At 63.4% G+C, this 17,246-nt stretch carries 16 protein-coding genes; 5 read left to right on the forward strand and 11 right to left on the reverse strand.

The window, feature by feature from the left end:
• Window positions 1–130: 130 nt before the first annotated feature.
• Window positions 131–718, reverse strand: coding sequence for a hypothetical protein (locus O0879_RS21320; RefSeq protein WP_289918629.1), 588 nt, complete (start codon window positions 716–718; stop codon window positions 131–133).
• 324 nt (window positions 719–1,042) lie between these two features.
• Between O0879_RS21320 and O0879_RS21325 the strand changes: the two genes are divergently transcribed.
• The 3 genes from O0879_RS21325 (at window position 1,043) to ybaL (ending at window position 5,727) form a co-directional block, all read left to right on the forward strand.
• The gene (locus O0879_RS21325) at window positions 1,043–2,485 is read left to right on the forward strand and encodes a S41 family peptidase (protein ID WP_099665870.1); all 1,443 of its coding nucleotides are present in this window, start codon (window positions 1,043–1,045) and stop codon (window positions 2,483–2,485) included.
• Between the two features lie 197 nt (window positions 2,486–2,682).
• Window positions 2,683–3,804: a beta-ketoacyl-ACP synthase III gene (locus O0879_RS21330; RefSeq protein ID WP_289899626.1), complete on the forward strand. Its 1,122-nt coding sequence runs from the start codon at window positions 2,683–2,685 to the stop codon at window positions 3,802–3,804.
• A 210-nt stretch (window positions 3,805–4,014) separates the two neighbouring features.
• Complete coding sequence (ybaL, locus tag O0879_RS21335) at window positions 4,015–5,727, forward strand: YbaL family putative K(+) efflux transporter (protein WP_176381492.1); 1,713 nt, start codon at window positions 4,015–4,017, stop codon at window positions 5,725–5,727.
• Window positions 5,728–5,784: 57 nt separating this feature from the next.
• On the opposite strand, the gene O0879_RS21340 is transcribed toward ybaL, so the two are convergent.
• Entirely contained in the window at window positions 5,785–7,830 is a 2,046-nt protein-coding gene (locus tag O0879_RS21340) for an NADPH-dependent 2,4-dienoyl-CoA reductase (protein WP_289918630.1), read from the reverse strand.
• Window positions 7,831–7,990: 160 nt separating this feature from the next.
• Here O0879_RS21340 and O0879_RS21345 point away from each other — a divergent pair, with 160 nt between their 5' ends.
• Window positions 7,991–8,572: an SRPBCC family protein gene (locus O0879_RS21345; protein ID WP_289918631.1), complete on the forward strand. Its 582-nt coding sequence runs from the start codon at window positions 7,991–7,993 to the stop codon at window positions 8,570–8,572.
• Between the two features lie 2 nt (window positions 8,573–8,574).
• Here O0879_RS21345 and O0879_RS21350 read toward each other — a convergent pair whose 3' ends face one another.
• From O0879_RS21350 to O0879_RS21365, 4 genes are all read right to left on the reverse strand, one after another.
• Window positions 8,575–9,030: a hypothetical protein gene (locus O0879_RS21350; protein WP_251349513.1), complete on the reverse strand. Its 456-nt coding sequence runs from the start codon at window positions 9,028–9,030 to the stop codon at window positions 8,575–8,577.
• Window positions 9,031–9,073: 43 nt separating this feature from the next.
• Entirely contained in the window at window positions 9,074–9,514 is a 441-nt protein-coding gene (locus O0879_RS21355; RefSeq protein ID WP_034783716.1) for a DUF2721 domain-containing protein, read from the reverse strand.
• 112 nt (window positions 9,515–9,626) lie between these two features.
• Entirely contained in the window at window positions 9,627–10,583 is a 957-nt protein-coding gene (pip, locus tag O0879_RS21360; protein WP_077398515.1) for a prolyl aminopeptidase, read from the reverse strand.
• Window positions 10,584–10,661: 78 nt separating this feature from the next.
• Entirely contained in the window at window positions 10,662–11,144 is a 483-nt protein-coding gene (locus tag O0879_RS21365; protein ID WP_034752896.1) for an Lrp/AsnC family transcriptional regulator, read from the reverse strand.
• Window positions 11,145–11,297: 153 nt separating this feature from the next.
• Between O0879_RS21365 and O0879_RS21370 the strand changes: the two genes are divergently transcribed.
• Window positions 11,298–11,918, forward strand: a complete 621-nt coding sequence (locus O0879_RS21370; protein WP_253192754.1) for a LysE family translocator — start codon at window positions 11,298–11,300, stop codon at window positions 11,916–11,918.
• On the opposite strand, the gene O0879_RS21375 is transcribed toward O0879_RS21370, so the two are convergent.
• From O0879_RS21375 to O0879_RS21395, 5 genes are all read right to left on the reverse strand, one after another.
• Window positions 11,855–13,279 (reverse strand): hypothetical protein, encoded by a 1,425-nt coding sequence (locus tag O0879_RS21375; protein ID WP_289918633.1) that lies wholly within the window; start codon window positions 13,277–13,279, stop codon window positions 11,855–11,857. The two genes, O0879_RS21370 and O0879_RS21375, sit on opposite strands and share 64 nt — an antisense overlap.
• Window positions 13,280–13,396: 117 nt before the next feature.
• A complete protein-coding gene (gene phbB, locus O0879_RS21380; protein ID WP_035823615.1) occupies window positions 13,397–14,137 on the reverse strand; it encodes an acetoacetyl-CoA reductase in 741 nt (246 codons plus the stop codon).
• Window positions 14,138–14,276: 139 nt separating this feature from the next.
• Window positions 14,277–15,455, reverse strand: coding sequence for an acetyl-CoA C-acetyltransferase (locus O0879_RS21385; RefSeq protein ID WP_034783723.1), 1,179 nt, complete (start codon window positions 15,453–15,455; stop codon window positions 14,277–14,279).
• 222 nt (window positions 15,456–15,677) lie between these two features.
• A complete protein-coding gene (locus tag O0879_RS21390) occupies window positions 15,678–16,163 on the reverse strand; it encodes a phasin family protein (RefSeq protein ID WP_077398509.1) in 486 nt (161 codons plus the stop codon).
• A 128-nt stretch (window positions 16,164–16,291) separates the two neighbouring features.
• On the reverse strand, window positions 16,292–17,200 hold the full coding sequence (locus tag O0879_RS21395) for a LysR family transcriptional regulator (protein WP_099665877.1): 909 nt from the start codon (window positions 17,198–17,200) through the stop codon (window positions 16,292–16,294).
• Between the last annotated feature and the right edge of the window lie 46 nt (window positions 17,201–17,246).

The raw sequence follows: 17,246 nt of genomic DNA on the forward strand, positions 1-17,246 counted from the left end.
CAAAAAGACCGGGCGGATAGCTTCGGGCGGATAGCCTGCCGCGCCAGGCGCTGCAGGAATGTAGCACGCAAGCATGCCTTTTGGCCATCCTTGCCCCTTGCTTGCCCCCGCGCTTACCCCCTGCTTACCCTTAGTTGCCGGGCAAGGTGATACCGGCGCCCCCGCTGCCCATGCTCACGCCCGCGCCGCCCATGCCGCCCTTGCCACCGCCCTTGCGCCCGCCGTGCTCGCCACCGGGCGCGCCGCGCGACTCGCTGCGGGGCGCGGCGGCGTCCATCACGCGCGCCATCTGGCCGGCGATGAACTGGGCCACCATCTGGCGCTGGTTCTCGTCCAGAGCATCGTTGACGCTCAGCCACCATTCGCGCAGCTGCTTTTCTTCGGCCAGGCTCTGCGTGCTTTCCGTGTCCAGGCCGGCGAGCAAGTCACGCAGCTCCAGCCGGGGCGTTTGCAAACCCTGCGCCACGCCCGCTTGCAGGCGTTCGCGGCGCGCCTTGCGTTCGCGCAACAATTGACGCGATTTCCCTTCCACCTGCTGCCACAAGGTGGTCTGATTCGCATTGAGCTTCAATTCCGTCCTGAAATCGGGCGCCATCGGCAGCAAGTCTTCCAGGCGCATGTCGGCAATCGGCACGGCCGAGGCGGTCAAGGCGGTGGCGCCCAGCAGCAAGGCCAGGCTGAAACGGCGCACGGCGGGGAGAAAGGTCAACGAGGTCATGGGGGCTCCGGATAAAAAAAAGCCTGCGTCCGCAGACGCAGGCAAAACCACTTCGGGTCGAGAATGCGAGTCCACTATAGGGCCGCGGCACACGCTTTTTTTCGACTCTTACAAATGCTTACTCCCCTCAAGAGTAACTATACATCGCATACAAAACCGCAACATATGGCAAGCTGGCGAGCCCGTTTTCGCGCATAGACTGGGCCCAGGCACGCTTTTTCCACGGCCGGCCCACGCCGGCAGAGATTCAGGTCTATACTTTCAGGAAAGCGCCGCTCCACGGGGACTGGCGCTTGTGCAAGACACGCTAGCTGCAAAGGTGCAATGATGGGCAAACTCAAAAATACCGGCTTGATCGGCCTGGGCGTGGTGGCCGGCGTCGCCGTGTCGCTGCAATTTTCCGCCATGGCGCAAAAAAACGTCGAGCCGCCCCTGCCGCTGGAAGAGCTGCGCCAGCTGGCCGACGTGTTTGGCCTGATCAAGTCCGATTACGTGGAACCCGTCGAAGACAAGAAACTGCTGGAAGACGCCATTTCCGGCATGGTCGCCTCGCTCGACCCCCATTCCGCCTATCTGGACAAGAAAGCCTACGCCGAACTGCGCGAAGGCTCCGAAGGCAAGTTCGTCGGCCTGGGCATTGAAATTGGCCTCAGCGAAGACGGCTACATCAAGATCGTCTCGCCCATCGAGGATTCGCCCGCCTACCGCGCCGGCATCAAGGCAGGCGATCTGATCACCCGCCTCGACGGCCAGCCCGTGAAAGGCGTCAGCCTCGACGACAACGTCAAGCGCATGCGCGGCGAGCCGGGCACCAAGGTGTCGCTGACCATTGCCCGCAAGGATGAACCGCAGCCGCTGGCCTTCACCATCACGCGCGAGGAAATCCACCAGAAGAGCGTGAAGGCGAAGATGGTCGAGCCGGGCTACGCCTGGCTGCGCGTGTCGCAATTCCAGGAACCGACCGTCGACGACATGGCCGCGCAGATCACGGCGCTGTACAAGCAAGACCCGAACCTGAAGGGCATGGTGCTGGACCTGCGCAACGATCCGGGCGGCGTGCTGCAAGGCGCCATCGGCGTCTCGGCCGCCTTCCTGCCGAAGGATGCGGCCATCGTGTCGACCAACGGCCAGTTGCCGGACTCGAAGCAGGTGTTCTACGGCCGCGCCGAATACTATACGTTCCGCTCGGAAGGCGATGCCCTGGCGAAATTGCCGGCCGCCATCAAGAAAGTGCCGCTGGTGGTGCTCGTCAACACGGGTTCCGCCTCGGCCTCGGAAATCGTCGCCGGCGCCCTGCAGGATTACAAGCGCGCCACCATCATCGGCACGCAAACCTTCGGCAAGGGTTCCGTGCAAACCATCCGCCAATTGACTGCCGACACGGCCGTCAAGCTGACGACGGCCCGCTACTACACGCCGAACGGCCGCTCGATCCAGGCCAAGGGCATCGTGCCCGACCTGCTGGTCGATGAAAATGCGGACGGCGACGGCTTGAACGGCTTGCGCATCCGCGAAGCGGACCTCTCCAAGCACCTGAGCAACGACCGCGACAAGGAAAGCGCCAAGGCCGCCCCCGTCAACGACGAGATGGAAGAGCAATTGCGCATCATCGCCCTGGAAAAGACCCGCAAACCGCTGGAATTCGGCAGCCAGGACGATTTCCAGCTGCACCAGGCGCTGAACCACCTGAAAGGTTTGCCGGTGCAACTGGCCAAGGCCGAACCGGTGGTGGTGCAAGCCGACGTCAAGCAAGAACAGAAGAAGTAAGTAAGTAGCCAAATAGCGCCAGCAGCACAGCGGGGGGCGCAATGCCCCCCAGTTACCCCGTCCACGCGACAAAAATCAATCTTCCGCCACACTTCCCCCTGCCCCGCAACACGAAACTCTCTACAGTCGAGCCCGTTTGTGTAAAATTTGCTTCACTTATCGGCATCGCGCCGATTGCCAAATTTGAAAGTTTAACCATGAAACAAGTCGTCATCAGCGGTACCGGACTGTACACGCCGCCATTTTCGATCTCCAACGAAGAGCTGGTCACCTGCTTCAATGCCTACGCGGAAAAATTCAATGCCGACAATGCCGACGCGATCGCCGCGGGCACGGTGACGGCGCTGGACCTGTCCAGCGTGGCCTTCATCGAAAAGGCGTCCGGCATCAAGTCGCGCTTCGTGATGGAAAAGGAAGGCATCCTCGATCCGGCCCGCATGGTGTCGCGCATTGCGGAGCGTGGCGATGACGAACTGTCGCTGCAGGCGGAAATGGCCGTCGCCGCTGCGCGCGACGCCTTGGCGCGCGCCGGCCGCACGCCAGCCGATATCGACATGGTACTGGTCGCTTGCAGCAATATGCAGCGCGCCTACCCGGCCATGGCCGTGGAAGTGCAAGATGCGCTGGGCATTGACGGGTATGGTTTTGACATGAACGTGGCATGCTCGTCCGCCACCTTCGGCATCCAGCAAGCCGTCGCCGCCGTGCAAAGCGGCCAGGCGCGCGCCGTGCTGGTGCTGAACCCGGAAATCACCAGCGGCCACCTGAACTGGCGCGACCGCGACAGCCATTTCATTTTCGGCGACGCCTGCACCGCCATCATCGTCGAAGCGAAAGACACGGCCGTGTCCCAGCACCAGTTCGAGATCATCGGCACGGAACTGAAAACGCGCTTCTCGAATGCCATCCGCAACAATTTCGGCTTCCTCAACCGTTTTGACGAATCCGGCGTGGGCAAGGCGGATAAACTGTTCCGCCAGCAAGGCCGCAAGGTGTTCAAGGAAGTGTGCCCGATGGCCGCCGAGATGATCAAGGCGACCCTGGCCAAGGCCGGCGTGGAAGTGGCGCAAGTCTCCCGCTACTGGCTGCACCAGGCGAACCTGAACATGAACTTGCTGATCGCGCGCCTGATCCTGGGCCGCGATGCGGAAGCCAACGAAGCGCCCGTGATCCTCGACACCTACGCCAACACCTCGTCGGCCGGCTCCATCATCGCCTTCCATAAGTATCAGGATGACATGGCGGCGGGCGCCACGGGCGTCATCTGCTCGTTCGGCGCCGGTTATTCCATCGGCTGCGTGATCGTGCGCAAGGTGTAGAGACACGGGGTGGCATAGGGTGGAGTCCTTGAATTAGGCGAAGATCCGGGTGGATAACATGCGTTCGTGGCCACCTGGACGAAGATATAGCACCGGTTTTTTGCAATAAAGCCGCAGGAAATTTTCCGGCAGGGGCTTTGATGCGTTTATACTTGGTCGCTGAGCAACATCTTTTTCCATCCGCACGTCCCCATAAGGAACCCCACACGCATGCCCCATGACATCAGCCTAATCACCACCATCGCCGCCGCCCTCGGGTTCGGCCTCATCTTCGGCTTCATCGCCGCGCGCCTGAAACTGCCGGCCCTGGTCGGCTATCTGGCCGCCGGCATCATCATCGGACCGGCCACGCCCGGTTTTGTGGCGGATGCGGAAATAGCGGGACAATTGGCGGAAATCGGGGTGATGCTGATGATGTTCGGTGTCGGCCTGCACTTTTCCATCGAAGACTTGTGGGACGTGCGCAAGATCGCGCTGCCCGGCGCCATCCTGCAGATCGGCGTCGCCACGGCGATGGGCATGGGCCTGGCCCACTGGTGGGGCTGGACCCTTGGTGGCGGACTGATCTTTGGCCTGGCCTTATCGGTCGCCAGTACCGTGGTGCTGCTGCGCGCGCTGGAAGAACGGGGCATCCTCGATTCCCTGAATGGCCGCATCGCCGTCGGCTGGCTGGTGGTGGAAGACCTCGTCACCGTGCTGGTGCTGGTGCTGCTGCCGGCATTTGCCGGTGTGCTGGGCGGCAAGGTCGCACCGGATGCCGAGGCCGTCAGCCTGTGGCAAACCCTGGCCATTACCCTGGGGCAAGTAGCCGGCTTCATCGTCTTCATGCTGGTGGTCGGCCGCAAGCTGTTCCCGTGGATCCTGTGGCAAGTGGCCCGCACCGGCTCGCGCGAACTGTTCACCCTGTGCGTGATCGCCGCCGCTGTCGGCATCGCCTATGCGTCAACCAAGCTGTTCGGCGTGTCCTTCGCGCTGGGCGCCTTCTTCGCCGGCATGGTGCTGCGCGAATCGGAACTCAGCCACCGCGCCGCGGAAGAGTCGCTGCCCCTGCGCGACGCGTTCGCCGTGCTGTTCTTCGTTTCCGTCGGCATGCTGTTCGAGCCGAACATCCTCATCGAGAAGCCCCTGCAAGTGCTGGCCGTGTGCGCCATCATTATCTTCGGCAAGTCGATCGCCGCCTTCCTGCTGGTGATGGCCCTGCGCTACCCGCCGAAAACGGCCATCATCGTCTCGGCCAGCCTGGCGCAGATCGGCGAATTCTCGTTCATCCTGGCCGCCCTGGGCCTGTCGCTGGGCCTGATGCCGCAGGAAGGCCAAAGCCTGATCCTGGCCGGCGCCATCCTGTCCATCGCCTTGAACCCGCTCGTGTTCAGCATGGCCAAGCCGCTGCTGCGCGTGATGAGCAACAGCGATTTCGCGCGCAAGTTCGAACGCACGACCGACCCGCTGGCCGAGCTGCCGATGACGGTGCCGCAGGAAAAACTGTCGGGCCAGATCGTCCTGGTCGGCTATGGCCGCGTGGGCCGGCGCATCGCCGCCGCCCTGATGGAACGGGGCATCCACTTTGTCGTGGCCGAGGAAAACCGCGAAATCGTCGACCAGCTGCGCAAGCAGGGCATTCCGGCCGTGGCCGGCAATGCGGGCGAACCGGCCGTGCTGATCCAGGCGCACATCACGCACGCCACCATGCTCGTCATCGCCACGCCGGACACCTTCCACGTGCGCGCCATGATCGAGACGGCGCGCGCGCTGAACCCGAACATCATGACGGTGGTGCGCACGCACAGCGAGGAAGAGGCGGAATTGCTGCGCGCGGAAAACGCGGGCAAGGTGTTCATTGGCGAGCACGAACTGGCCAATGGCATGGCCGAGCACGTGCTGCAGAGTTTTGATGCGGCGAAGAAGGGGCATGGCGGGCATTAAGCCGGCGCCCTTTCCGTCCAGCAAGCCTGCCCGCTCCCCAGCCGGCAGGCTTTCTTTTTACAGGCTGGCGGCCAGTTCCGCGCCTTCCCGTATCGCCCGCTTGGCGTCGAGTTCGGCCGCCAGCGCGGCGCCGCCGATTTTATGGAAGCGGGGGCCGCCTGCCGCCAGCGGCTTGCCATCCTTGCCCATGTCCGGCATGAGCTCCGTCAAGCTGTCCTGGCCCGCGCAGATGACCACGTTGTCCACCGCCAGCAGGCGCTGCTCGCCGCCCACGGTGATGTGCAAGCCCTGCTCGTCGATCTTGTCGTAGCTCACGCCGGCCAGCATGGCCACGCCATTTCTCGCCAGCGCCGCGCGGTGCACCCAGCCCGACGTCTTGCCCAGTCCCGCGCCCACTTTCGACGTCTTGCGCTGCAACAGGAAGATTTGCCGCACGGGCGCAGGCGCCACGGGCGGCACCAGGCCGCCGCCAGTGGCCGCATCCAGGTCCACGCCCCACTCGCCCGCCCAGGTGGCCACGGGCAGCGGCAGCGGGTGCGCCGGGTCGTGCAGCAGGTATTCGCCCACGTCGAAGCCGATGCCGCCCGCGCCGATGATGGCCACGCGCGCGCCGACAGGCTTCTTGCTTTGCAGCACATCCAGATACGACAACACTTTCGGGTGGTCGATGCCGGGAATGGCCGGCAGGCGCACCTTGATGCCGGTGGCGACGATGACGTCGTCATAGCCGCCGGCCAGCAATTGCTCGCGCGTCACGCGCTGGCCCAGGCGCAGCTTGACTTCCAGCAGTGCCAGCCGGCGGGCAAAATAGCGGATGGTTTCCGTGAATTCTTCCTTGCCGGGAATTTGCATGGCCACCTTGAACTGGCCGCCCACGCTGTCGCTGCTGTCAAACAGGGTCACCTCGTGCCCGCATTCGGCCGCCACGCAGGCGGCGGACAGGCCGGCCGGGCCGGCGCCGACGACGGCCACCCGGCGCGGCACGGCCTTTTTCGCGTACACGAGTTCCGTTTCATGGCAGGCGCGCGGGTTGACGAGGCAGCTGGCGCGCTTGTTGGCGAACGTGTGGTCCAGGCACGCCTGGTTGCAGCCGATGCAGGTGTTGATCTCGTCCGTGCGCCCGGAGGCGGCCTTGGCGACAAAATGGGGGTCGGCCAGGAACGGGCGCGCCATCGACACCAGGTCGCAGTCGCCCCGCTCCAGGATGGCATTCGCTTCGTGCGGCATGTTGATGCGGTTCGACGCCACCACGGGAATGCCGACTTCGCGGCGCAGCCGGCCCGCCACGGAGGCGAAGGCGGCGCGCGGCACGGAAGTGACGATGGTGGGCACCCTCGCCTCATGCCAGCCGAAGCCCGTATTGAGAATCGTCACGCCCGCGTGCTCCAGGGCTTTGGCCACCGCCACCACGTCATCCCAGGTATTGCCGCCCTCGACCAGGTCGAGCAGGGAATGGCGGTACATGATGATGAAGTTGGGGCCGACGGCGGCGCGGATGCGGCGCACGATGTCCACGGGCAGGCGCATGCGGTTTTCGATGCTGCCGCCCCAGCGGTCCTGGCGCAGGTTCGTGCGCGCGCACAGGAACTGGTTCAACAGGTATCCTTCGCTGCCCATCACTTCGATGCCGTCATAGCCGGCCTTTTGCGCCAGGCGCGCGCAGCGCACGTAGTCGCAGATGGTGCGCTCGATGCCCCGTTCGCTCAGGGGACGGGGGCGGAATGGCGAAATCGGCGATTTCTTCGCCGACGCCGAGACGACGAACGGCTGGTAGCCATAGCGGCCCGCATGCAGGATCTGCATGACGATCTTGCCGCCCTCCTCGTGCACGGCGCGCGTCACCTTGCGGTGGTTTGGCACGTCGCCGAGGAAATTGAGCGTGCCGCCAAACGGCAGCAGCCAGCCCTGGCGGTTCGGCGAGATGCCGCCCGTGACGATCAGCCCCACGCCGCCGCGCGCCCGTTCGCGGTAAAACGCGGCAAGCTTGCCATAATGATAAAAACGGTCTTCCAGGCCCGTATGCATGGACCCCATGATGACGCGGTTGCGCAAAGAGGTAAAACCCAGGTCGAGCGGGGCCAGCAGGTGGGGATAGGCAGTCATGGTGATCGGTCCGGTAGAGGTGGTATGCAGGCCGTACGGTAGCAAGCATTGCCGCTCGCCGCAGCGTATTTCTCTAGACCGGGAGTTCTAAATCGCCCGGCGCACGGGCCGGCGATGCGTACAGCTTGTGCCGGGCGCAAGTTTCCCGTAGGCTAGGTGCATGACGCGACTCTTCCTTTGCCTGCTGATGCTGTGCGCCGTCCCCGCTACCGCGCTGGCGCAGGCGATACGCCTGGACAAGCTCAAGGTCGACGTCAAGCGCATCGAGGTCGACGGGCAGCGCATGTATGAAGTCGATGCCAGCGGCAGCGTGCAGGCGCCGCCGGCGTCCGTCTGGAAGACCCTGACCACCTACGAGCGCATGCATGAATTCGTGCCGGACTTGAGTTCCTGCCGCGTGCTGTCGCGCAACGGCAATGAGGTCATCATCGAACAGCAGGGCATGGCGCGCTTCCTGTTCATGAACCACCCCATCCACCTGGTGGTGCGGGCCACGGAAACGCCGTTCACGGCCATCGACATCGCCCTGATCTCCGGCGACATGCGGCATTACGAATCGCGCTGGAATCTGTACCCCATCGCCGAAACGGGCGGCACGCGCATCGTCTTTTCCAGCCGGCTGATGCCGGGCTTCTACGTGCCCGGCATGCTGGGCACGACCATGATACGCGGCGATATCGAGCGCATGATGGCGGCCGTGCTGGCCCGCATCGACAGCCAGTACGCCGATAAATCCGGATAAAACTACGCCAGGTAGGTATCGCGGTCGCGGATTTCCGCGAAGTTTTCCAGGCTGCCCAGCTTTACCGTGACGGGATTCAGGCTCGCCTGCGGCTGCATCGAGCGCCAGGCGAACAGCCATTCCTGTTCCAACGCTTCGGCGCGCGTCTTGGTGAAGGCGGCGCCCAGGGCAGCGCGCTGGCCATACTCGACCAGGCCATCGATGCCGGCCCAGCTGGGCAAGGTGCGCTGCACGGCGCGGTGCAGGCGTTCGCCGAATTCTTCCGTATTGTGGATGATCAAACAGGCGTCGGCCGGGGCGAACAGGTCGAACAGTTGCTTGTCCCACACTTGCGAAAAGCTCAGGGTCAGACAATTGCCTGCAGGCATCAGGCGGAACTGGCCCAGGCTCAGCGCCAGCTCGAGTTCGCTGCGCTGGCCGTAGCGGTGCAGGGTGGGGGGACGTTTGTAATCGTGCATGCTGGACTCGTTCTTCAATAGTAGGGTAAAACCGGCGTGCCGCTTAACGTGGCGGGCGGATATGGCGCCGGATGCGCTGGGCCGTCGCGGCCAGATAAATTTCGCGCAGTAAATAAATAAAACAGCCGATCAGGCAAATCACGGCCAGCACAAAGAAGGCCGCGATATATTTATCCAGGGTCAGGTTCAGAATATCGCCCAAAAACAGCATGGCGATGATGACGCAGACGAAGAAACCGCACGCCGTGCTGAGCGAAATCGAGTAATTGATCAGATGGGTACGCCGATACAAGGTATCTAGCTCATCCATATAGAAATCGTTATAGCCGATGTCGAGCCGGTCTTCCAGCACGCGCGTGCGGTCGATGATGCGGCCCAGGCGGTTGGTCAGCACCACCAGCATGGTGCCGATACCGGTCAACAGGAAAACCGGCGCAATCGCCAGCTGGATGATATGGCCGATGTCGCCGATCTGTATGTTCATGGATAAAAAGTCGTGGGTTTACACCGGCGCCCGACCGTGGCGCCAGCACAGGCCATAGTGTAGCAGGTGGCGCACGCCGGCTGGCCGCTTTGCCAACCGGCGGGCTCTGGCGTCATGCGAAACCGCGCCCCGGCACGAAGCGCTCGGTGGCGCGCACCAGCGCCGAAGCGATGCCGTGCTCGAGCGCGCCATGGCCCGCATCCGGGATCATTTCCAGCTGCGCGCCCGGCCAGGCTTGCTGCAGGCGGTAGGCCGACAGCGGCGGGCAGATGGCATCGTAGCGGCCTTGCACGATGACGGCCGGCAAATGCGCGATGCGCGCCATGTTGCGGATCAGCTGGTCTTCCTCGAAGAAACCCAGATTGGCCATGTAGTGCGATTCGAGCCGGCCCACGCCCAGGTCGAGCGCATCGTTCGGCGCATCTTCCGGCTGCGGCATCAGGTAGACGCGGCGGCCTTCGAAGCGGCTCCAGGCGCGCGCGGCGGGCCAGTACACGGCGGGATCGCTGCTGAGAATGCGTTTCACGTAGGCCGCCAGCAAGTCGCCCCGTTCCTCTGCGGGAATAGGCGCGGCGAATTCCGCATACAGTTCCGGATAGAACCAGCGCACGCCCTCGATGAACCAGTCGATTTCCGCCTGCGTGCACAGGAAAATGCCGCGCAGCACGAAACCGAGGCAAGCCTCGGGGTGGGCCTGGCCATACGCCAGCGCCAGGGTCGAACCCCACGAGCCGCCAAACACCAGCCATTGGTCGATGCCGAACTGGGCCCGCAAGCGTTCGATATCGGCGATCAGCAGCTGCGTCGTATTGTTGCGCCATTCGCCCAGCGGCGTGGACTTGCCCGCGCCGCGCTGGTCGAACAGGATCACGCGGTAGCGCTGCGGGTCAAAAAAGCGGCGGTGCTGCGGCGACAGGCCCGCTCCTGGGCCGCCGTGCAGGAACAGCACGGGAATGCCGTCGGGGTTGCCGCACTCTTCCCAATAAATGGTGTGGATGTCATCGACCGCCAGCATGCCGTGCCGGTTTGGCGACAGGACGGGAAACAGGGGGGACAAAGAATCGGGCATGGCGGTCCTCAGAATGGCAGTCGGGGCGCCAGGCACGAGTCCTGGCAACTGTTCCAATTATAGTGCGCCGCCGGCGCCTCAGGCCAGCAGCAAGGGCAGGCGGTTCGACGACTTGATTTCGCGCATCGACAGGCTGGACTGGATTTCCGCCACGCCAGGCAGGCGGCGCAGCACGGTCGAGACGAATTCGCCATACGCTTCCAGGTCGCGCGCCACCACTTGCAGGAAATAATCGGCTTCACCCGCCACATTGTGGCACGACAAGATCTCGGGAATCGTCGCGATCGCCTGCTCGAACTGCGACGGCTGTTCGCCGCCATGGTTGGCAAACACGACCCGTACGAACGCCACCAGGCCGATGCCCAGCTTCTTGCGGTTAAGCAAAGCCTGGTAGCCGGTAATGAAACCTTCCTCTTCCAGGCGGCGCAAGCGGCGCCAGACGGGGGTTTCGCTCAGTTTCAAGCGCTCGGCCAGGCGCGCATTCGACAGCCGTCCTTCATCCTGCAACAGCCTGAGTATCTGCAAATCGGTGGCGTCGAGGCTAACTTCTGAAATTTTCATCTAATTTTTGTTTTTATGGGGGTGGAATCTACCCGAATACTAGGGCATACAGGGCAGGAAAAGCAAGCACATTTCATCGCTGCAAGAACATAATGGGACCCGGCGAGCAGGCCGCACCGTGTGCATGCTCCCGCTTTTCTTTTCGACCGAGCCATGTCCGATTCTACCTTCCTGATGTACCTGCTGGCACTGGCCGGCGCCTTTTTATTACCGGGTCCCGACATGGCGCTGGTGCTGGCGACGGGCGCCGCGCGCGGCGTGGCCACGGCGCTGGTGACGGCCGTGGGCATCGCCGGCGCGCGCGCCGTCCACGTGGCGCTGTCGGGCGCGGGCCTGGCGGCGCTGATGGTGACGCATCCGCAGGCCTTACAGTGGGTCAAATGGGCGGGCGCCGCCTACCTGCTGTACCTGGCGCTGCGCCTGCTGCAGTCGGCCCTGTCGAGCAAAACGGCACAGGAAGCGGCCGCCCCCGCCACGGCGCATGGCGCCCGCGCCAGCCTGGTGCGCGGCTTCCTGACGAATCTGCTCAATCCGAAGGCACTGCTGTTTTGCAGCATGTTCCTGCCGCAATTCGTCGTCGGCAGCGAGCAGGTCGGCATGCAATACCTACGCCTGGGCACCGTCCTGGTGCTGGTGGGCCTGCTGTTCGACGCCCTGTACGCCGTGCTGGCCGCGCGCCTGGCGCGCCGCCTGCGCGGCAAGCCTTCGCCTTACGGCAAGTTCGTGCTGCCTGCCGTGTTCGTGCTGTTGGCCGGGCGGCTGGTGCTGGGCTGATCGGCCATCGCATCCATGAAGAAGGCCGGGTAATCGGCCAGCAGGCTGCGCTCAAAGTCGTTGACCTTGCGAAATTGCCGCAGACCTGGCGCCATGGCCCGGCCCGCATCCCAGCTGCGCCAGGCATTCGGCGCATCGAATTGCGCCACCAAGGCGTCGCCCAGGTCCTGGTACACGGCCGCCATGTGCGGCTTGGCTTGCAACACTTGCAGATACAAGGCCGTCGCTTCCGGCCATTGGCCCAGCTTGGCGCGCAAATTGCCTTCGAACAGGGCCAGGACGGGCTGCTGCATCCCCGTTTGCGTCCTGGCTTCCTGCACGGCGGCCAGCGCGGCCGCGACACCCTCTTTATCCTTGGCCAGCAGCGCGCGCGTCAAGTCGTGAATGGGCTGGCACTCCTGCATGGCCCGCTGTTGCTCACGCGACAGCTTGTCGACCAGCGCGCCCGTGGAAAAATGGTCTTCCAGCAAGGTCAAGAAAGCCTCGAAGGGTTTTTCTGCCGCAAACAGGTGCTCCGCCTCGGCGCGCAGCGCCGGATGCGCCTGGGGACTCAGCGGCGGCAACAGCGCCGCCTGCGCCAGCACGCGTTCGAGCGGCGGCGCGCCGGCCGCCAGCGGACGTGGCCGGTACGCGGCCAGGGAATACGTGGCGGGCGCCCCCGCCGTCATGGCGCCGATGCGGAAATGGCGCGTGGCCGTGCCGCCCACCTCCTGGTAATGCAAGGTAAAGTCGGCGGGAATGCGCTTGCCATCGGCCAGCATCTTCAGCACCAGCGGGTGGCCGCCCCAGGTATAGCGCAGGAACTGGGCAAACGCCGTCGCATCGGCGCCGCTGACGGGGCTGCCTGCTATCCCCAGGCGCAGCAGGGGCTGCCCGTCGAGCGACCACAGCACGGCGCCGTCGAGCACTTGGGGGGTCAGCGCGCCGCGCCGCCTGGGCGCCAGCACCGATAAAGTCTGCTCTTCATACACGGGCAAGGTCGCATGCTGTTCCAGCTTGCCGGCCTGCAGCATGCCGGCGATGCCCTGCCGGTGGCGCAACTCGATGGCGCGAAAGCCGACGGCGTCGAACAGCGAATAACCGTCATAGGTTGCCGCCGCCGTATCGATGAGGTAGCGGCGGCGCGTGGCAAAATCGAACATGGACAAGCTCATGCCATCGCGCACGCTCAGGTAATGGGGGCCCAGCACGACATCGCTTTCCTGCGTCTCGCGCGCGGGCAGGCTGGTTTTCACGCCGGGTTTGACGACCCGTTCGGTCACCACCGTGACGTGGAACGTGACGCTGGCCTGGGCCGCACTGGCGCCCAGGAAAAGGATGGCGGCCACGCTGGCGCGGCGCAAGGCGGGAACTAGGGTCATGGAGATGATGCAGTGGAGAAATACTGATTTTAAGGCAAATCCGGCGAGTCCCTTGTTTTGCTTGCAAGCATAAAAAAAGACAGCCGCAGCTGTCTTTTTGTTTTACCTCAACAACGATTACGACATGTGCTGGCCGCCGTTGATCGAGATGTTGGCGCCCGTGACGAAGGCGGCTTCATCGGAAGCCAGGTAAGCGACCAGGCCGGCTACTTCTTCCGGCTTGCCCAGGCGCGCCATCGGAATTTGCGGGATGATTTTGCTGTCGAGCACTTCCTGCGGAATCGCCATGACCATCTTGGTGCCGATGTAGCCTGGCGAGATGGTGTTGACGGTAACGTTCTTGCGCGCCACTTCCAGCGCCAGCGACTTGGTGAAACCATGCATGCCGGCTTTCGCGGCCGAATAGTTGGTCTGGCCGAAGGCGCCCTTCTGGCCATTCACGGACGAGATATTGATGATGCGGCCCCAGCCGCGTTCCACCATGCCGTCGCAGACGGGCTTGGTCATGTTGAAGACGGAATCGAGGTTGGTGCCCATCACGGCGTCCCAGTTCGGCTTGTCCATCTTCTTGAACGTCATGTCGCGCGTGATGCCGGCGTTATTCACCAGCACGTCGACAGGACCGATTTCCGCTTCCACGGCCGCCACGCAGGCCGCCGCCGAATCGTAGTCGGCCACGTCGCACGGATACGCCTTGAAGTCGTAGCCCATGTCCTTGGTCGTCGCCAGCCATTCCGCGACCTTCGGATTGCCTGGGGAATATGTGGTCACCACGCGATAGCCGAGCGCCGCCAGCTTGAAACACACTGCTTCGCCCAGACCACCCATGCCACCAGTTACCAATGCAACTCTTGCCATTTTCATCCCCTCAGTGTCGTTCTGTTGCTAAAAAATTAATAATTTAATGAAAGCAATCCAGCTCCGCCGCGTGACGGCGGCGTACCGCACCCAGTCGTCACGCACAGCGCGCGACGGCTTGGGTGCGGCGCTCTAGCGATTAATCCCGCTCGATGGCTAAAGCTACACCCATGCCGCCGCCGATGCACAGTGCGGCCAGGCCTTTCTTGGCGTCGCGGCGTATCATTTCGTGGATCAGGGTGACCAGGATGCGCGCGCCGGACGCGCCGATCGGGTGGCCGATGGCAATCGCGCCGCCGTTCACGTTGATCTTGCTGGTATCCCAGCCCATTTCCTTGTTGACGGCAATCGCTTGCGCGGCAAACGCTTCGTTGATTTCCATCAAGTCCAGCTCTTCATGCGTCCAGCCGGCTTTTTTCAGGCACAGGCGCGATGCGGAGACGGGGCCCATGCCCATGACGGCAGGGTCCAGGCCCGACGAGGCGTAGGCCTTGATACGTGCCAGCGGCTTCAAGCCCAGTTCCTTCGCTTGCGAGGCGGACATCATGATGACGGCGGCGGCGCCATCGTTCAGGCCGGAAGCGTTGCCGGCCGTGACGGTGCCATCCTTGGCGAACGCGGGGCGCAGGCCGGCCAGCGATTCCAGGGTCGAACCGGGCTTGATGTATTCGTCGCTGTCGAAGACGACCGTGCCTTTTTTGTTGGCGATTTCCAGCGGCAGGATTTCATCCTTGAACTTGCCCGCCTTTTGCGCCGCTTCCGCCTTCAGTTGCGACTGCAGCGCGAATTCATCCTGCTCGGCGCGCGTCACTTCGTATTTCTTGGCGACGTTTTCCGCCGTGATGCCCATGTGGTACTGGTTGTACACGTCCCACAGGCCGTCGACGATCATGGTGTCGATCATCTTGAAGTCGCCCATGCGGAAACCGTCGCGCGAGCCGTTCATCGCGTGCGGCGAAGCGCTCATGTTTTCCTGGCCGCCGGCGATGATGATGTTGGCGTCGCCGCACTTGATCGCTTGCGCCGCCAGGTGCGTGGCCTTCAAGCCGCTGCCGCATACCTTGTTGATGGTGAATGCCGGAATGCTGCTCGGCAGGCCAGCCTTGATGACGGCCTGGCGCGCGGCGTTCTGGCCGACGGCAGCCGTCAGCACCTGGCCCAGGATCGCTTCGCCGATCAGGTTCGGGTCGATGCCGGTTTGTGCCAGCAAGCCCTTGATTACATGCGCGCCCAGTTCGGACGCAGGAATCTTGGCCAGACTGCCACCGAATTTGCCGACTGCGGTACGGCCGGCGGCCACGATTACGACATCATCCATTTATTTCTCCGATATGCTGGCCACGAGGGCCAAGGTCAAGGTGCTAATAGAATCCCATTGGAATCCTGTGAATCCGGGAAGACACAGCAAGCTGTGTTTCATTCTAGCGCGGCATGCGCCGCAGTTCCAGCGCCGCACCGCAGGCGGCGGCGATGACAGCCTGCCTGCGGTGGCGGCGGGCGGCCTGGCGCGGCGGATAGCCGCTGCCGGGCCGCAACGCGCTTACGCCTGGCGAGCAGGACGCGTGTTTTTATTTTTATCATACCCTTCATCGGCGCCGCCGAAAGTGGTTTTTAGAAAATTATTGAAGGGAATAATCAGGGGTACGGGCGTTTGCTTTACCACCTGCAACAGCTCGCCAAATTTTTGACGCGATGCAGCAAACTCACCCTTTGTCACAGTGTCGAATTTCTCCTGGGTTTCTTGAGCAACATCCTTTGCCTGGCGGCTATATGCACCGATGCGTTCGATGGCCAGTTGCGACTGCGTGCGCGACAGTTCCAGCAGCGCTTGCGGGTCCTTCGCGGACAGCAGCTGATTGCCCGCCACAGTAGCGGCCGCCAGCGCCGTGCGGGCCGCATCGAGCTGCAATTCCAGCACGCTGGCGCCGCTGTCGACAGCGGCCTGCGCATACGCTTGTGCGCTGATCAATTGTGCTTCCACCACGGCCTTGCCGGCCCGTGCCCATTGTTCGGAAAATGAAAACATCGTGTTCCTCCCCAAAGAGTAGGCAGCGCATGTTGCGCCGCACAGTGCTCAACTGTAAGCGGTGGTTCATTGCTGAACCTTGATATTTATCAAACTTTGCTGTTGGTTTGTTTCCAACCCAACGCTGGTCAGGACAACAACTTGATACCGTCCAGCGAGGCCGCGCATTGCTCGCGTATCACGCTGACGAAATCGCGCACATACGCCTTGTCCTGCAGATGCTCGGGCACGGACACGTACAAGTCGCTCCACAAGCCGTGCTCGCCCACCGGGCGCGCCACGACGTAATCGTAATCGACGTAATTCTTGATGGCCCAGTTCGGCAAGGCGGCAATGCCGCGCCGGCTCGCCACCAGTTGCAGCACGGCCACTGTCAATTCGGCCGTGCGGCGTTCAAACGCGATGCCGGCCGGCCGCAGCACTTCGCGGATCAGGTCGATGCGCTCTTCCGGCACGGGATAGGTAATTAATGTCTCGCCCGTGAAGTCGGCCGCCGCCAGCCGGCGCTGCGCCTGCAACCGGTGCTTTTGCGCCATCACCACCAGCATTTCAAAGCGGAACAGGGGAAACACGGTGAAATCGGGGCCGTACGGCGAGCCGATCACGAGGTCCGCCTCGCCCGAACGCAGCAAGTCCGCCGGTTCGCTGTGAAAGCCGGAAACCAGGTCGATCTCCACTTCCGGCCAGCGCTGGCGGAAGGCATCCATCACCGGCATCAGCCAGTCGAAACAGGTATGGCATTCGAGCGCCACGCGCAGCTGTCCCTTGTCGCCCTGCGACAGGCGCGCCACGTCGCGCTCGGCCAGCTCGATCTCGGGCAGCAGCTTGTCGGCCAGGGCCAGCAGCCGGCTGCCCGTGGCCGTAAACGCGATCGGCATCGACTTGCGCTCGAACAATGGCGCCTTGTAGCGCTCTTCGAGCAAACGGATCTGGTGCGACAAGGCCGACTGGGTCAGGTTGAGCAGCTGCGCGGCGCGCACCAGGCTGCCGGACGAACGCAGGGCACTCAAGGTGCGCAGGTGACGGATTTCTAGCATCGGAGAAATGGATTCTGTGCGTGAATTATTTTCATGTTATTCGGCA

The organism is Janthinobacterium sp. SUN120, from assembly GCF_030397735.1.
GTDB classification, from domain to species: Bacteria; Pseudomonadota; Gammaproteobacteria; order Burkholderiales; family Burkholderiaceae_D; genus Janthinobacterium; species Janthinobacterium kumbetense.